Source organism: Metabacillus sp. KUDC1714 (assembly GCF_014217835.1).
Lineage (GTDB): Bacteria > Bacillota > Bacilli > Bacillales > Bacillaceae > Metabacillus > Metabacillus rhizosphaerae.
Map to the genome: position 1 here is coordinate 5483310 of NZ_CP055263.1, position 16208 is coordinate 5499517.

At 35.2% G+C, this 16208-nt stretch carries 12 protein-coding genes; 6 read left to right on the forward strand and 6 right to left on the reverse strand.

Annotated features, from left to right (window positions below; translation table 11 throughout):
* Nucleotides 1-142: 142 nt before the first annotated feature.
* Both gltD and gltB read right to left on the reverse strand, forming a co-directional pair.
* Nucleotides 143-1627 (reverse strand): glutamate synthase small subunit, encoded by a 1485-nt coding sequence (gltD, locus tag HUW50_RS25260; protein WP_066327592.1) that lies wholly within the window; start codon nucleotides 1625-1627, stop codon nucleotides 143-145.
* 15 nt (nucleotides 1628-1642) lie between these two features.
* A complete protein-coding gene (gltB, locus tag HUW50_RS25265; RefSeq protein ID WP_185653479.1) occupies nucleotides 1643-6208 on the reverse strand; it encodes a glutamate synthase large subunit in 4566 nt (1521 codons plus the stop codon).
* Between the two features lie 172 nt (nucleotides 6209-6380).
* Between gltB and HUW50_RS25270 the strand changes: the two genes are divergently transcribed.
* Both HUW50_RS25270 and HUW50_RS25275 read left to right on the forward strand, forming a co-directional pair.
* On the forward strand, nucleotides 6381-7283 hold the full coding sequence (locus HUW50_RS25270) for a glutamate biosynthesis transcriptional regulator GltC (protein ID WP_066327604.1): 903 nt from the start codon (nucleotides 6381-6383) through the stop codon (nucleotides 7281-7283).
* 290 nt (nucleotides 7284-7573) lie between these two features.
* A complete protein-coding gene (locus HUW50_RS25275) occupies nucleotides 7574-7756 on the forward strand; it encodes a hypothetical protein (RefSeq protein ID WP_066327605.1) in 183 nt (60 codons plus the stop codon).
* A gap of 149 nt (nucleotides 7757-7905) precedes the next feature.
* Here HUW50_RS25275 and HUW50_RS25280 read toward each other — a convergent pair whose 3' ends face one another.
* On the reverse strand, nucleotides 7906-8700 hold the full coding sequence (locus HUW50_RS25280) for a glycerophosphodiester phosphodiesterase (RefSeq protein WP_260445607.1): 795 nt from the start codon (nucleotides 8698-8700) through the stop codon (nucleotides 7906-7908).
* Nucleotides 8701-8913: 213 nt separating this feature from the next.
* Between HUW50_RS25280 and HUW50_RS25285 the strand changes: the two genes are divergently transcribed.
* Complete coding sequence (locus tag HUW50_RS25285; protein WP_066334005.1) at nucleotides 8914-9675, forward strand: NADPH-dependent oxidoreductase; 762 nt, start codon at nucleotides 8914-8916, stop codon at nucleotides 9673-9675.
* Between the two features lie 151 nt (nucleotides 9676-9826).
* Nucleotides 9827-9985, forward strand: a complete 159-nt coding sequence (locus tag HUW50_RS25290) for an anti-repressor SinI family protein (protein ID WP_157094413.1) — start codon at nucleotides 9827-9829, stop codon at nucleotides 9983-9985.
* Nucleotides 9986-10049: 64 nt separating this feature from the next.
* Here HUW50_RS25290 and HUW50_RS25295 read toward each other — a convergent pair whose 3' ends face one another.
* Nucleotides 10050-10328, reverse strand: coding sequence for a hypothetical protein (locus tag HUW50_RS25295; RefSeq protein ID WP_066334008.1), 279 nt, complete (start codon nucleotides 10326-10328; stop codon nucleotides 10050-10052).
* Nucleotides 10329-10349: 21 nt separating this feature from the next.
* Nucleotides 10350-12695 (reverse strand): RNA polymerase recycling motor HelD, encoded by a 2346-nt coding sequence (helD, locus tag HUW50_RS25300; protein WP_066334012.1) that lies wholly within the window; start codon nucleotides 12693-12695, stop codon nucleotides 10350-10352.
* 244 nt (nucleotides 12696-12939) lie between these two features.
* Here helD and HUW50_RS25305 point away from each other — a divergent pair, with 244 nt between their 5' ends.
* Nucleotides 12940-14490, forward strand: coding sequence for a bifunctional metallophosphatase/5'-nucleotidase (locus HUW50_RS25305; RefSeq protein WP_185653480.1), 1551 nt, complete (start codon nucleotides 12940-12942; stop codon nucleotides 14488-14490).
* An 80-nt stretch (nucleotides 14491-14570) separates the two neighbouring features.
* On the opposite strand, the gene HUW50_RS25310 is transcribed toward HUW50_RS25305, so the two are convergent.
* Nucleotides 14571-15203 (reverse strand): hypothetical protein, encoded by a 633-nt coding sequence (locus HUW50_RS25310; protein ID WP_066334024.1) that lies wholly within the window; start codon nucleotides 15201-15203, stop codon nucleotides 14571-14573.
* Between the two features lie 153 nt (nucleotides 15204-15356).
* Between HUW50_RS25310 and HUW50_RS25315 the strand changes: the two genes are divergently transcribed.
* Nucleotides 15357-16139: a hypothetical protein gene (locus HUW50_RS25315; protein ID WP_066334027.1), complete on the forward strand. Its 783-nt coding sequence runs from the start codon at nucleotides 15357-15359 to the stop codon at nucleotides 16137-16139.
* Nucleotides 16140-16208: the final 69 nt, after the last annotated feature.

Sequence of the window (16208 nt, forward strand, 5' to 3'; positions counted from 1 at the left end):
CATTTTTGATAGGTATATATTTTTAAATAAATACATTTTTGCAAGAATAGTATTTTATTGTTTTATCAATTAAGGAATACAAAAAAATGGCATGAAGTGTTTTTGCAAACACTTCATGCCATTATCTTTTATATATGATAATTTACGCTAAAACCGTACTACCCATTAAATAAACATCAACTTCACGTGCAACTTCACGGCCTTCGTTAATCGCCCAAACGATTAAGCTTTGACCACGTCTTGCATCCCCAGCAGCAAAGACGCCCTCAACGTTTGTTTTAAAGTCGCCATATTTTGCTGCAACAACATTTCTAGCAGTTGTCTCAACGTTAAATTGCTTTAATACTGGTTGTTCTGCACCTTCAAATCCAATAGCGATGAAAACTAATTGAGCAGGCCAAACTTTTTCACTACCTGGAATTTCTTTGAAGTAGTATAAGCCATTTTCATCCTTAAGTTTTTCCATTTGAATTGTATGCAGCTCTTTTAGATTTCCATTTTCATCTGAAACAAGCTTTTTCGTTTGAATAGAATATTCACGAGGGTCATTACCGAATTTCGCTTCGGCTTCCTCATAAGCATATTCCATCGTGAATACATGTGGAGCTTCAGGCCACATATTTTCATGTGTACGAGACATTGGAAGTTTTGGATGTTTACCAAATTGAACAACGCTTTTGCAATTTTGACGAATAGCTGTAGCTACACAGTCAGCACCTGTATCTCCACCACCAATTACGATTACATCTTTACCTTCAGCATTTACAAAATTGCCATCTTCAAAATTAGAATCAAGATAGCTTTTTGTTGAAGTTGTTAAGTAATCCATTGCAAAATGAACACCATTTGCCTCGCGACCTTCAATAACTAAGTCACGTTGCTTTTGTGCCCCAACACAAAGGATGACTGCATCGTATTGTTCACGTAGTTCTTCAGAGGTAATATCTTTTCCAATTTCAGTATTAGTAATAAAGGTAATTCCTTCTTGGCTTAGTAAATTGATACGTCGTTCCACAATCCCTTTATCAAGCTTCATGTTTGGAATACCATAAGTTAATAATCCACCCGGACGGTCTGCTCGTTCATAAACAGTAACAAGGTGGCCAGCTTGGTTTAGCTGGTCAGCACTTGCTAAACCAGCAGGTCCAGAACCAACAATTGCGATTTTTTTACCTGTACGTTTTTCTGGAATACGTGGTGTAATCCATCCATTTGCAAAGCCTTTGTCAATAATTGCTTTTTCAATGTTTTTAATCGTAACAGCTGGGTCTGAAATCGCAACGTTACATGATCCTTCACATGGTGCAGGGCATACTCTTCCTGTAAATTCAGGAAAATTATTTGTTTTTAATAAACGGTCTAATGCTTCTTTCCATCTTCCACGATAGACTAAGTCATTCCACTCAGGAATTAAGTTATGAATTGGACATCCTGAAGTGAAACCATTAATCTCAGTACCAATGTGACAGAAAGGAGTAGCGCAGTCCATACAGCGCGCTCCTTGTCTGCTTAACTTATCCTCAGAGAAAGGAGCTGAATACTCTTTCCAGTCATTTAAACGTGTAAGAGGCTCACGTTCGGCCGCCTCTTCACGTTTAAATTCTAAAAATCCTGTTGCTTTCCCCATCTTCCTCTCCCCTTTCTACTGTACTACTGCTTTGGAACGCGCTGTTTTAGACGCAGGTCCCTTTTTTTCAGATTTTGCATTTGCTTCAAACGCACTCATGATAGCTTCGTCATTTGTTAATCCCGCTTGCATTTGTTCAGCAATTTTTTCCATCATACGTTTGTAATCCTTTGGAATTACTTTTACAAATTTCGGTAAAGTTTCATTCCATTGCTCTAATACAAACTCAGCCTTCGCGCTATTTGTATAACGGAAATGAGCTTGAATCATATCCTCGACCAATCTGATTTCTTCGTCATCAACTAAGCTTTCGAATTCAATCATTTCAGAGTTACATAGAGCTTTAAATTCTTCTTTATTATCAGCAAGTACGTAAGCAATTCCACCTGACATACCTGCACCAAAGTTCTTACCTACTTCTCCTAGGATTACAACACGGCCACCAGTCATATATTCACAGCCGTGATCACCGACACCTTCAACAACCACATTTGCACCAGAGTTACGAACACCAAAACGCTCACCTGCACGTCCATTGATGTATGCTTCACCACTAGTTGCCCCATAGAACGGAACGTTACCAATGATGACATTGTCAGCTGACACAATGCTTGATTCTTCAGGTGGAGCAACAATAATCTTACCACCAGATAATCCTTTACCAACATAGTCATTGGAATCACCAGTTAAATGCATTGTTACACCTTTAGGAATGAATGCTCCAAAGCTTTGACCAGCTGATCCTGTAAAGCGTAGTGTAATTGTATCTTCAGGTAATCCTTCTTCACCATAACGTTTAGAAATTTCACTGCCGACAATTGTTCCTGCAACACGGTTAATATTTTTGATCGTAAATGATGCATCAACCGAAGTTCCAGTTTCAATTGCTTTCGCCACTGCAGGTAAAATTTCAACCATGTCAAGTGATTGTTCAATTTTATGGTTTTGCTTAAATTTAGCAGTACGTACACCCTCAGGCTGATATAAAAGTGTAGTTAAATCTAAGTGTTTTGCTTTCCAGTGTGCTTTTGCACGATCGCTTACTTGTAATACATCTGTGCTACCAACCATCTCTTCCATGTTTCTGAAGCCAAGCTCAGCCATGATTTCACGAACCTCTTGTGCAACAAAACGCATGTAGTTAACAATATGATCAGGATCACCAGTAAATTTATCACGAAGCTCTGGATTTTGTGTTGCGACACCAACTGGACAAGTATCCAAATGACAAACACGCATCATAATACAACCCATAACAACTAAAGGAGCTGTTGCAAAGCCATATTCTTCTGCACCTAATAGGGCTGCCATAACAACATCGCGACCTGTCATTAATTTCCCATCTGTTTCTAATACAACTCGATCACGTAGACCGTTTAACATCAATGTTTGATGTGCTTCAGCTAATCCAAGCTCCCAAGGTAAACCGGTATGCTTAATACTCGTTTTCGGAGATGCACCTGTACCACCATCATAACCACTAATGACAATAACATCTGCAGCACCTTTTGCAACACCAGCTGCAATTGTACCTACTCCAGATTTAGAAACTAGCTTAACACTTATACGCGCATCGCGATTTGAGTTTTTCAAATCATGAATAAGCTGTGCTAAATCTTCAATTGAGTAAATATCATGATGTGGAGGAGGTGAAATCAATCCCACACCAGGTGTAGAACCACGAACATCTGCAACCCAAGGGTATACTTTATTACCAGGTAATTGACCACCCTCACCAGGCTTAGCTCCTTGAGCCATTTTGATTTGAAGTTCATCAGCATTGACTAAATAATGACTTTTCACACCAAAACGTCCTGAAGCAATTTGTTTAATCGCACTGCGGCGGAAATCACCGTTTTCATCAGCGATGTAACGTTTTGAATCTTCTCCACCCTCACCACTGTTGCTTTTTCCGCCTAAACGGTTCATAGCAATAGCCAATGTTTCGTGAGCTTCCTTACTTAAAGATCCAAATGACATTGCACCTGTTTTAAATCGTTTAACAATAGAATCTACTGATTCAACTTCATCAATTGAAATCGCTTGTCTCTCATTATTAAATGCAAATAAGTTACGTAAGAAGCCGATTCTCTCTTCATTTGCAGAAGTTGAGAATTTTTTAAATAGGTCATAATCATTTTTACGACAAGCCCATTGCAAAGTATGGATTGTTGTCGGATTAAACGCGTGAAATTCACCTGTTTTTCTCCACTGGAAGTCACTACCTGAATCTAATGTCTTATCTACTTTGTCTGAATAAGCATCTTTATGACGTAATGTAGCTTCAGTAGCAATTGTTTCTAAATCAATTCCACCGAGCTGTGATGCTGTTCCAGTAAAGAAACGATCGATTACATCTGAACATATACCTACAGCTTCAAAAATTTGTGCGCCACGGTAGCTTTGTACAGTTGAAATCCCCATTTTAGACATTACTTTTACGACACCTTCTGTAACACCCTTGATGTATTTCGCAACTGTTTCCTCATAGCTCACAGTTAAACTTCCGTCTAACACAGCTTCTTTATAAGTTGCAAAAGTTAGGTAAGGATTAATCGCATCAACACCATATCCAATTAAAGCCGCAAAATGATGAACCTCTCTAACCTCTCCTGATTCGATCACTATGCTTGCCTTTGTACGTGTTCCTTGACGAATTAGATGCTGATGTAAAGCACTGACTGCTAATAATGCAGGAATCGCCACTTTCTCTGAATTCATCGCACGATCAGATAAGATAATGATATTAACATCTTCAGCAATTGCTTTTTCTGCTTCAGCAAAAATCTCTTGTAAAGAAGACTCTAAATTTTCTGTAAATAAAGTGTCGATTGTTATGCTTTTAAACCCAGGATAAAGGTTCAAACGTAATTGTGATAATTGATCGTTAGAAAGAACTGGAGAATCCAGTTGAATTCTACGAGCATTACCTTTATTTGGATGAAGGATGTTACCTTCTGTACCTAACAATGTCATAGTTGAAGTTACAATCTGCTCTCTAATTGCATCAATTGGCGGGTTTGTAACTTGGGCAAATAGTTGTTTAAAGTAATTGAATAATGATTGTGGACGATCTGACAGCACAGCAAGTGGTGTGTCATTCCCCATTGATCCAAGTGGATCCTTACCTTCTGTAATAATTGGAAGTAAATATTTTTGAATATCTTCATACGTATACCCAAATGCACGTTGACGCTCTGAAAGGTCTGAAATCACTTCTTCAACAAGCATCTCTGTATCATTAAGTTTAATTAGTTGGTCATTTAACCATTCTTGATAAGGCTCTTCATTTGCCATTTCATCTTTAATTTCATCATCAGAAATAATACGGCCTTCTTCTAAGTCAATTAGCAGCATTTTACCAGGACTTAAACGATCTTTATAAAGTACATTCTCTTCTTCTACTTCAATAACTCCTACCTCAGATGAGAAGATGATATAATCATCCTTCGTTACATAGTAACGTGCTGGACGTAAACCATTTCTATCTAAAATAGCACCAATTTGCTTTCCATTTGTAAATGAAATGGCGGTCGGACCATCCCATGGCTCCATTAAGCAACTATGGTATTCATAAAATGCTCTCTTCTCAGGACTCATATGAGGATTCTCAGTCCAAGGCTCAGGAATCATCATCATCGCAGCATGTGCTGGTTTACGTCCTGCTAATACGAAGAATTCAAATGCATTATCTAATATTGAAGAGTCACTTCCATCTGCATCTAAGATTGGTAGAACTTTTTCAAGATCATCACCAAATGCTTCAGATACAAACTGTTGCTCTCTCGCTTTCATCCAATTCATGTTTCCACGAAGTGTATTAATTTCACCATTATGAATTAAATAACGATTTGGATGTGCTCTTTCCCAGCTTGGGAATGTGTTCGTACTAAATCGTGAGTGAACTAAAGAAAATGCTGATACAAAGTCTTCATCTTGCAGATCTAGATAAAAAGCATCAACCTGTTCAGGAGTTAAAAGACCTTTGTAAACGATAGTACTGCTTGAAAGACTAGTAAAGTAGAAACGTAGTTCACGTTCTCTAGCCCAATTTTCAGCTTGTTTACGAATCACATATAATTTACGTTCAAAGGTAATATTATCTTCAATGCTATCATTTGCTCCAATAAAAACTTGGCGAACAACTGGGCAGCTCATTTTCGCAACAGGTCCAATATCATCAGCATTGACAGGAACGTTTCTCCAGCCTAATATCTGCTGACCTTCTGCTTCAATAAAATTGTTAAGTTGTTCCTCAATTTGTAATCGTTCTGCGTCGTCATTAGAAAAGAACATCATCCCTACACCATAACGACCACTTTCAGGAAGATTCATCTCCTGGCAAGTTTTTTTGAAGAATGCATCAGGAATTTGCACCATTAAACCAGCGCCATCTCCTGTAAGTGGGTCACTGCCTTGTCCGCCCCTGTGGTCTAATTGACAAAGCATGTTTAGTCCTTTTTTTACAATATCATGTGTAGCGTGGCCTTTAATATGAGCGTATAAACCAATACCGCATGCGTCATGTTCAAATTCAGGACGGTAGAGACCTTGTGCTTTTGGAATTTGATTGTAAGTCATGTATATCTCCCCCCGTTAGATAATCTTACACCCGATAATTTTCAGATAATTACATTATATCTTTGCAAATTGATGTTAACAATATATAATTTAGATAGATTCAATCTAATTTTGATATATATAGGTTTTGTTCTAATTAATCTAATTTTGATATATATGATCGGAGGACACGATGGAATTACGTCAATTATATTATTTTATGGAAGTAGCTGAGCGAGAACATGTATCAGAAGCTGCTCAGTTTTTACATGTTGCTCAATCTGCTATCAGCAGGCAGATTGCAAATTTAGAGGCAGAGCTAGGTGTTACATTATTCGAAAGAGAAGGACGAAATGTAAAACTTACTCCGATAGGTAAGATATTTCTTGAGCATACGAAAACAGCAATAAAAGCAATCGACTATGCAAAGAAACAAATTGATGAACATCTTGATCCTGAAAGAGGATCGATTAAGATCGGGTTCCCTACAAGCCTTGCTAGTCATTTATTGCCAACAGTTATCACAGCTTTTAAAGAAAAATACCCGAATGTTGCATTTCATTTAAGGCAAGGTTCCTACAAGTTTTTAATCGACTCTGTCATCAATCGTGAAATTGATTTAGCATTTATCGGACCTGTCCCACAAAATATTCCTGAGATTTCAGGTACGATTTTATTTTCAGAAAATATATCAGCATTAATTCACGTTTCACACCCATTAGCTTCTAAAAAAAGCATTCTCCTTAATGAATTAAGGAATGATGATTTTGTCTTATTTCCAAGAGGTTATATTCTCCAAGAAATTGCGATTAATGCTTGTAAACAAGCTGGCTTTATTCCTAGCATTTCCTCAGAAGGTGAAGATTTAGATGCAATTAAAGGATTAGTCTCAGCAGGAATGGGTGTCACTTTATTACCTGACAGTACATTCCACGAGGCGATTCCACGGTTTACTGTAAAAATACCGATTGAGCTTCCAATCGTGAGAAGAACCGTCGGGATCATTATTTCGAGTAAAAGAGAACTGGCTCCTTCTGAAAAAGTCTTTTTTGAATATGTTAAGGAATTCTTTTCAATCCTAGAGCAATATCAATAGTTATCATTACATAAGGCTAGCTTTACTATCTGGGTTAGCCTTACGTAATACATCATAACAAATAATCATCAGCTTCTCTTTAGGGAATAATTGGGAACTACCTCTTAAATCAGGACGAGTTTCTTCTATTATATAAGCGTTTTCAATCCATTGTTTTTCATCACTGAGTCTTCTAATTATAAAACTTTATTCACCTGTTCATTAGACAAAGGAATGAGAGATCTTACTTTAGCTAAAACTATAATAAATGAAATGGGGTTAAATAAAGACTCAAGGGGGCTTTGTAGATTATGAAAAAAGAAACCTATTTGACAAACGCACCAAAAAAAGAACAAATAACATTGCAAACAGATGGCACATTTCCAAATCTAAAAAATATTGATGGCGATTCTGTAAATGAGCATAAACACCAAGAGGTTGCTAACTCCTTAATCGCTGAGAAAGAAATTGGCCAACAGCAAGAAAATTCATGAATGAACAAAAGCACAAGCGCCTTGATCAGACTAAGGCAGGCATAAGACGCTGGAGCTGGATGTCAAAGCGCTATCAAAAGTTCAAGAATATTATAAATTCTTTAACGATTAAAGAGGCTGACACCATTGGTATCAGCCTTTAATGATATTCACTCCTTGAAGTAATCCGGATAATCTGTAACAATTCCATCTACTTTTGCATCCAATAATCCCTTAATTGACTTCAAATCTCTTACTGTGTAAGGCATAACCTTTAATTTATAAGACTGTATTCTTTTAACTAACTTTTTTGTGACGAGTGCTTTATTTGGATTTATATATTGAACAAGTGTAGACCATTCTTTAAGTTGTACATTCGAAATACCATGTACACGATATTTAACAAGTAGACCTAATGGTACATTTGGAACAAATTTATTAAACCGTTGTAATAACTCAAAGTCAAAAGATTGGACAATCACTTCATTGTTATCTAGGTTATGCAAGTTGTTCTTCTTTAGTTCATCTGCAAGTACCTCAGCAATGTTTGGATATAAATTTGGATTTTTTATCTCGATTAACAATCCAAGTTTCCCATGAAATTCCGAAATCACCTCTTGAAGACTAGGTATCCTTTGTCCTGAGAATTTCATATGAAACCATCTTCCTGCATCAAGTTTTTTTAATTCTTGAAAGGTAAAATCCCTTACCTCACCTTCACTGTTTGTTGTTCGTGATACATTCGTATCATGTATGACAACTAGCTTGCCATCCTTTGTCATCTGTACATCTAACTCAATATAATCAGCTTTTAACTCTAGCGCTTTTTTGAATGCAGCCATCGTATTCTCGGGTGCATAGCCAGAAGCACCGCGATGGGCAATTACTAGAAAATTGTTAGGAGCAATTTTCGATTTAGTTAATCGTAGAATGTTTTTCAAAAAGGAGTTTATTAACAATGTCACCCCACCCATCCTTTTGTTTTTTGTTTACTTAGAAACTATCTCATAATTATATTTGTGATTAGCTTTCGTCATCACATTACCCGCAGATCGTCTTTTGAAAAGCCTGATGAATAGCACTACTTTGTTACTTAGTTTATCATTTAAATCGAATTATTTGAAAATAATACCAAAGTAAAGTACAGTTACTGCATTAGTGATTGAGGAGGATTAAGCATGAATGAAGTTATTAAAACATTAACAAGTCATCGTTCATTTCGAAAATTTGAAGAAAAACAGATTGAAAATGAACATCTTAATGCGATACTCTCGGCTGCACAAGCAGCTCCTACATGGATTCATGGTCAGCAAGTTTCTGTAATTGTTGTGCAAAATAAGGAGCGGAAACAAAAGCTCGCAACATTTTGCGGGAATCAAGAACACATTAAGCTAGCACCAACATTTTTAGTCTTTTGTGCTGATTTTAATCGAGCAAAAATGGCAAGTGACATCGAAAATGTACCATTCGAAGCTATTCATGATGCAGATATCCTTTTAGTTGGAGCAACAGACGTTGGCATTGCGCTAAGCAATGCCATAGCAGCTTCAGAATCTTTAGGTTTAGGTGTTGTACCGATAGGTGGTATACGCAGACAGCCCCTTGAAGTAATTGAACTGTTACAGTTACCACAGTATGTTATTCCAATTGCTGGTTTATGTATTGGTTATGGAAGCGACGATCCAGGATTAAATCCGCGTTTAGCTAAAGAGACTTTTGTTCATAAAGAAGAATACAACAACAACCAAGAGAAGTACATAAAGTCATATAATGAGGTTTTTAAAGAACAACAATTGATAAAATCAAATGGGCAAAATAACTCAACATGGACAAATAGAATTTCAAGTTTTTATAAAGAAAGCCATTATAACAACAATTATAAAGATGTACCTCAAATGCTAAAACAACAAGGATTTAATTGCAAAGATTTACTTGAGTAAACATAGCTTATATTTTGAATATCTTTTAATCTAGTGTCCTGACAGGTCAATGACCTGTCAGGTTTTTATTTTCACTTAAAAAACTTATTTTTAGGTTTTGTTTCTTAAAATAAAGGGTATTATCTCTAAAAACATCTTAAGGGGGAAAGGTATGAACGCTAACAATAATGTTTTTCTTGCTGGGGATGCTGTTAATGTTAATCAAGAGATAATGTACTTGGTAAAAGAAGCGATGAGATCTGGGATAGGCAAAGAAGATTTTAAACGTTTTATTGAAATGAAAAAGTTTGAAATCAATCGTAATACATAAATATTACACCTGGGACTATTTTGTCAACATATTGGTTGATAATAATAGTCCCTTTCTAATGAAATTACTTAATACTTTTAAATTTCTCGATAAAGGGCTTTGGACTTGTTTTTACTGCATAAGCATGCATCCCTTTTGTCGTGTGCAAATAGAGAAAACCCATGTCTTTTGAAAAAAAGCGGTATGAAATATCTAATACTTCATCCAATAAAAAAGAATCAAAAGATGTACAAACCTGCTGAGAAGACAATGTAATCTCGTGCTCCTCTTCCCTTTGGAACTGAATATTATTTTCAATCGATCTCGTAATTATTATATATGGTAGGTTTGCAAGGATTTCCACACTGTCCCTCCCTCGTACATACTAAAACTCTTCATTATATAGGTGCTGTGGTATTTCACTGATAAATGGGGTTATTTCTCCTTTATAATACACAAATAATTCATGCATTGCCCGTGTACATGCAGTATAGAAAAGTTTTCTAACATCTTCAGATCCATATTGCTCCTTAGACCCATTAAATATGAAAACTGCATCAAATTCAATGCCTTTTGCTAAATAAGCCGGAATAATGACGACTCCTAAACCAAATTCATTAGTTCTTTTATCAACTAAATGAACTTCCGTTTTCTCTTTTAGTAATTTATATACATTTTCGCTTTCCTGCGCTGTTTTACAAATAATTGCAATTGACTTGTACGAATCTAGTGTTTTAACTCTTTGAGCAATCCCGTTTATTAACGCTTCTGTAGAGTCTTTTTCAACCATAACCGGCTTACTGCCTTGCCGATTAAAGGGATCTATTTCGTTTCCGTTTTCCAGTAGTGCACGTGTAAATTCAATAATTTGTTTAGTTGAACGATAACTCCTTTTTAGCTCAATCCTTTCCGTTCGTTCAGAATCAAATAAAAACTTAAGCGCTTCAATCCCTGAATAAGAATGATGTGCATAAATCGCTTGATTCAAATCACCAAGCACAGTAAATCTCGCATTTGGAAATATATGCTTTATAAAAGCAAATTGAAATGCAGAATAATCTTGGGCTTCATCGATAAACACATATTTAACACTAGTATTTACTTTAAAACCCTCTATTTTCTCCTTAACATATAAAAATGGTGTTGCATCCTCATAGGTGAGCCTTTCATGGTTAATCTCATTAATTGAAAATGAGCAAATATCTGCCCAATCTGAGTCTGAAATTTCATCACCTACGTTTTCTTCAAAGGTTTCTCCTGGCAATTTAAACAATTGCTGATAAATGGCTGGTATATCAATAAAGTCATGGGTAGCAATTTGCTTTTTAATTGAATTGAAATGACGTTTCACAACATATTTACTTAAGTTTTCTTGCTCACGATTAAAATCATCAAACGTATCCTGGGAAAACCTTTTTTGCTTACTCAGCTTTTGATAATAAAATTGATATTCCTCTTTACTTAAAAACTGAATCTCTTCTTCTACCCATTCCTTATTTCGCTCTTTTTTCTCAAGTTTCTTTAGTTCACTTACCAACCAATCTGAAACGAGTTTTACTCGATTAGTAATCGAAATCGTTGGGCTAAGCGAGTAGAAATAGGTATAAATTGCGTCCGAGCTAAAAAGCACATTACCTCTAAATGTGATATCTTGAAAAACCATCCCTTGCTTACCTAAATAAGTAAGATAACTTTCTATTTTATCCATATATTGAAAAGAGGATTTATACTTTGCCGCTTTATGTCTTATTTCATAAAAATCTTCTTTTTGTGCAGTTAACATATACTCCATCTGAGAAAACGGATCCTCAATCTCAAAATATTCTCCAAGAGAATGTTGTAAATATTGTTGAAACGTTGTTTGTTGCATATTTTCTTCACCAAGCTCTGGTAAAACATTTCTAATATAGCTATTAAACATCGGATTTGGTGAAAATAAAAGAATTTCCTCAGCTTCTAATGTTTCTCGATATTTATACAAGAGGAATGCTACTCGTTGGAGAGCGGCAGAAGTCTTACCACTTCCAGCTGCACCTTGAACAATAAGGAGCTTTCCTTTTTCGTTTCGAATCACTTTGTTTTGTTCCTGCTGAATTGTAGCAACTATATTCTTCATTTGTGTATCTGACTGTTTCCCAAGTACTTCTTTAAGAAGCTCATCTCCGATTGTAATTCCGGAATCAAACATACCTTCAATAATTGCATCCTTAATAATAAATTGCCTTTTAAGCTTTAACTCACCACGAACAGTTCCACCAGGTGCAGTAAATTCTGCAGGTCCAAGTGAGTAATCATAATACAAACTTGAAATTGGCGCTCGCCAATCATAGACTAAAAACTCATCTGAGTTACGGTCAAGATAGGAAGCAATTCCTAAATAAATGCTTTCTAATACTCTTTCCCCATCCTCTAAAAAATCTATACGCGCAAAATAAGGGGTATCAATAAGTCTTTTTAAATTTTTCAAATCACGATCAAGGTGTTTATGACGATGCTCACGTTCGGATAAAAATTCTGCTTGCTGCTTAATACTTGTTGCTGTTTCCCCTGCTTCAACTGCATCATCCATATTGACAGTGACGTCATCCCAAAAGTTTTTACGAATGTTGACGATATCCGTTTTCACCGAGGATGTTTGTTTTTGTAAAAAAGCAACATCTTCGATCATTTTATTCCTAACAAAATTTATTCTCGATTGCTCTTCCTTTAGATCGTTCTTAAACTGATCCATGTAACCCCGCCTTTTCCTACCACTTTTGTAAAAGCCTTTTACAAAAAGATTACATATTATAAGTCAAAATCATCTTAAAAGTCTTTGTACCCTTATACTTTCGTGGTTTCCTGTTAAAAACCCTACATATAAATTTAGCTTATGTACAAATTTATAAATTCATTAAAACTTTACGCACACTTAAGTTGAAATTAATTTATGAGTGCTAAGCTTATTTTAGAAAATGAATAAGGAGGGATATAACTTGACTAGGCAAAGAAAGATTATCCTGTTTAGCTGTATTAGCCTTCTCCTCTTAACTACATCTGTTTACTCTGCAGCAAATCATTCAACAAGCGGTGATATGGTAAAGGTACAATTACTTGGAATGAATGATTTTCATGGACAATTAAATACATACCAAGAAATTTTCGGGCAAAAAGTTGGAGGTGCAGAGTATGTAGCAGCCTATATTAATAAATTAAAACTTCAACAAAAACATACTATACTTGTTCATGCTGGTGATATGGTCGGTGCTAGTCCACCTATTTCTGCTCTATACCAAGATGAACCAACGATCGAATTTCTAAACCTATTAAAGGTGGATATAGGGACTCTTGGAAATCATGAATTTGATAATGGTGTTCCAGAAATGCAAAGACTTTTAAGCGGGGATCATGAAAATAGCTATAATGGGACCACTACTTCCTACATTTCCGCAAATGTGATTGAAAAAAAGACAAATTCCCCACTTTTCCCAGCTTTTACAATAAAAGAAATAAATGGAATTAAAATCGGCTTTATTGGTGTTGTCACAACAGAAACGAATGATTTTGTCGTCTACAAGAATCGAGAGCAAGTAGATATAATTGACGAAGTAACTGCGATTAATCAAGCCACAGAACAATTACTGAATAAAGGGGTTAAAGCAATTGTTGTATTAGCTCATGTTTCTGCCAAATCAAATCTAACCGGTGATAATCCAGAGCAAGCTATGGTCAAAATGGCACCACTGATACATGATGAAGTAGATGTAATTTTTGCAGGTCATAATCACGCATTTGCGAATACATTAGTAGATGATAAATTAATTGTTCAAGGATATTCCTATGGTAAAGCGATATCACAAGTACAACTTGAGTTAAATTCTAGGTCAGGTGAAATTATTAAGAAAAATGCAAATATTCATCTAACTTTGCATCAATTTATTGAACCAGACAAGGCAACAATTAAGCTAATTAATAAATATAAATCGAAGTTAAATTATAAAATGAATGAAGTTATCATGACGGCTAACAACTCAATTTCTAGAAAAAAGGATAAGCAAGGAGAATCCCTTCTCGCAAAATTAATAAGCAAATCAATGATGGAAGAGATGAATACTGATATTGCTTTTATTCATCACGGAGGTATTAGACTAAACTTAAATAAAGGTGATATTACGGTTGAAGATATTTATCGCTCATTACCTTTTAATCACAAGGTGGTAAAAATCAAATTAACAGGAAAGCAAATCAAAGCTGTGTTAGAACAACAGTGGCACAAAAAGAATTTATTACAAACTGTTGGGGTTTCATATCACATTGAAGAAAATACAAAAGCTGGGGGAAAAATCAAAGATTTACGAGACAATAAAGGGAAGGAAATAATACCTTCCCAAGTATATACTGTGGCCATCAGTGACTATTTAGCATTAGGTGGAGATGGTTTTACAGCTTTTAAAGCTGGAAAAGTCATCTCAACAGGTGCAATGATCAAAGATGTTTTTATTAAATACATTAAGAATAAAGAGGTCAATGAAAAAATTAACATGTGAACTCTTACCTCAATTAGAATTTCGATTCATATTCTCCCCTTTTTTAAGGGGGGATTTTTTTCGCATTTAATAAAGATCATTTATTGCAAATCAAACTCAGATAATGAATCCATATGACTTGCAATCATAGCAATAATCGTACTAGCCTCTTCTTTACTAAAAATAAAATTAGTTTCATCTTTAATTAAATCATCATCGTCAGTCCGTATCCGATTGATGCGTCGAAGAACACCATCACCAGTTTCTTGAACGACACCAAATTGATACGTTACTTCTACTTCATCCTCATATGTAAAAGCTGTAACCTCAGGTGTCTCCCATTCAACATCAATTTCTTCAAATATATCCGAATCTATATCATCCGAATCCACTTCAAAAGACTCCTCATCCTCGTCATAATCGTCATTCATAAAAATATGAAAGCTTTCATGTACAGCATCAATAATGTCTTCTATATCTGAAAGAAGCGTTCTAGAGGTTTGCTCGTATTCAAAATCAAATGTTTCAATATAGAAGTCTTCATTATGAGGATCGAAAAACAATGTGCAAAAATAATCGCGATCATCATCTTCTGTCTCTACAAAAAATTCAATTCTTGGATGTTTTGCACCACGATCAATTGACATATGACCTACTTGATCATATTTTTCACAAATTGATTCAAGATGCTCCTGTAATTCACCACTTACACGGTCAAACCACTCTATACTCATCTCTCAACCACCTTTCTATTTTATCCTCACTAGTATGTCCTACCTGTTAAGAAATCCTACATTTTTATCTTTAGAAAAATTAGTGATCAAAACATTGGGTTAGCACATAAGCTATTAACATCATTTCCGTTTTTAATGAGAGGAGTGAAAATAATGGTCTATATAAAAAATCAAGAAAACCGTACATTATATAAACAAAGTTCAGAAATAAAAATAACTTCCAATCAAGATTCTTTTCGAAAAAATTATCTGCAGGAATTTATTAAGCAGCAGAGTAATATAAATTCCTCATTAAAAAATGCCTCAAATGAGGTAAATAATCTAGTAAACGAAACGAGAAATGAACAAGAACAACATTTTAACCATGTTTTAAAACAAATTGAACATCAGGAAAAACGGACAACACCACTAATTGAAAATATTACAAGACAAGAGCAAGCTTACAAAACATTGTTAGAGCGATTTGAAGCTATCGATGAATTTAATCATGAATTAATAAAAAAATATGATAATGAAGGATTAATAAATCAAGCGATTGTTGATCAGCTAACCATTCAGGATACAGCCATTCAACAACTTTCGAAAAAAATCGAACAATTCGGTGGTCTTCATCATAGTCTTAGCGATCAATTAGAGGAACAAAATACTATAAACGCTGATATACTAAAAACTCTTGAATTACAGGAATCTTTCCATAAAACGATTCTTGAACGACTAGAGCATCAAGAAGCATTAAACCAAAAGATGTCAAGAGAGATGGACAGTCTAAAAGCAACATTGTTTGAAAGATTTAACTATGTAGTCGAAAAAATCGAAGATAATTATAAACAAATAACAGGATTCGTTACACAACTTTTTACAAAGTCAGGCTTCTTCCACCATAGAATAACGGTTGAAAAAGACAAAAAAGAAAAGGAAACAATAACCTCGAAATAGACTAATTAAAAAGCTGATTCATATTGTCCTCTCTAAAGACATATGCTATCAGCTTTTTAAATTGCCATT

Coding starts and splice junctions, on each gene's coding strand:
- HUW50_RS25290 (WP_157094413.1), top strand. CDS start 9,827: ATGAACGCTAACAATAATGTTTTTCTTGCTGGGGATGCTGTTAATGTT.
- HUW50_RS25275 (WP_066327605.1), top strand. CDS start 7,574: ATGAAAAAAGAAACCTATTTGACAAACGCACCAAAAAAAGAACAAATA.
- gltB (WP_185653479.1), bottom strand. CDS start 6,208: ATGACTTACAATCAAATTCCAAAAGCACAAGGTCTCTACCGTCCTGAA.
- HUW50_RS25315 (WP_066334027.1), top strand. CDS start 15,357: ATGGTCTATATAAAAAATCAAGAAAACCGTACATTATATAAACAAAGT.
- gltD (WP_066327592.1), bottom strand. CDS start 1,627: ATGGGGAAAGCAACAGGATTTTTAGAATTTAAACGTGAAGAGGCGGCC.
- HUW50_RS25270 (WP_066327604.1), top strand. CDS start 6,381: ATGGAATTACGTCAATTATATTATTTTATGGAAGTAGCTGAGCGAGAA.
- HUW50_RS25285 (WP_066334005.1), top strand. CDS start 8,914: ATGAATGAAGTTATTAAAACATTAACAAGTCATCGTTCATTTCGAAAA.
- HUW50_RS25310 (WP_066334024.1), bottom strand. CDS start 15,203: ATGAGTATAGAGTGGTTTGACCGTGTAAGTGGTGAATTACAGGAGCAT.
- helD (WP_066334012.1), bottom strand. CDS start 12,695: ATGGATCAGTTTAAGAACGATCTAAAGGAAGAGCAATCGAGAATAAAT.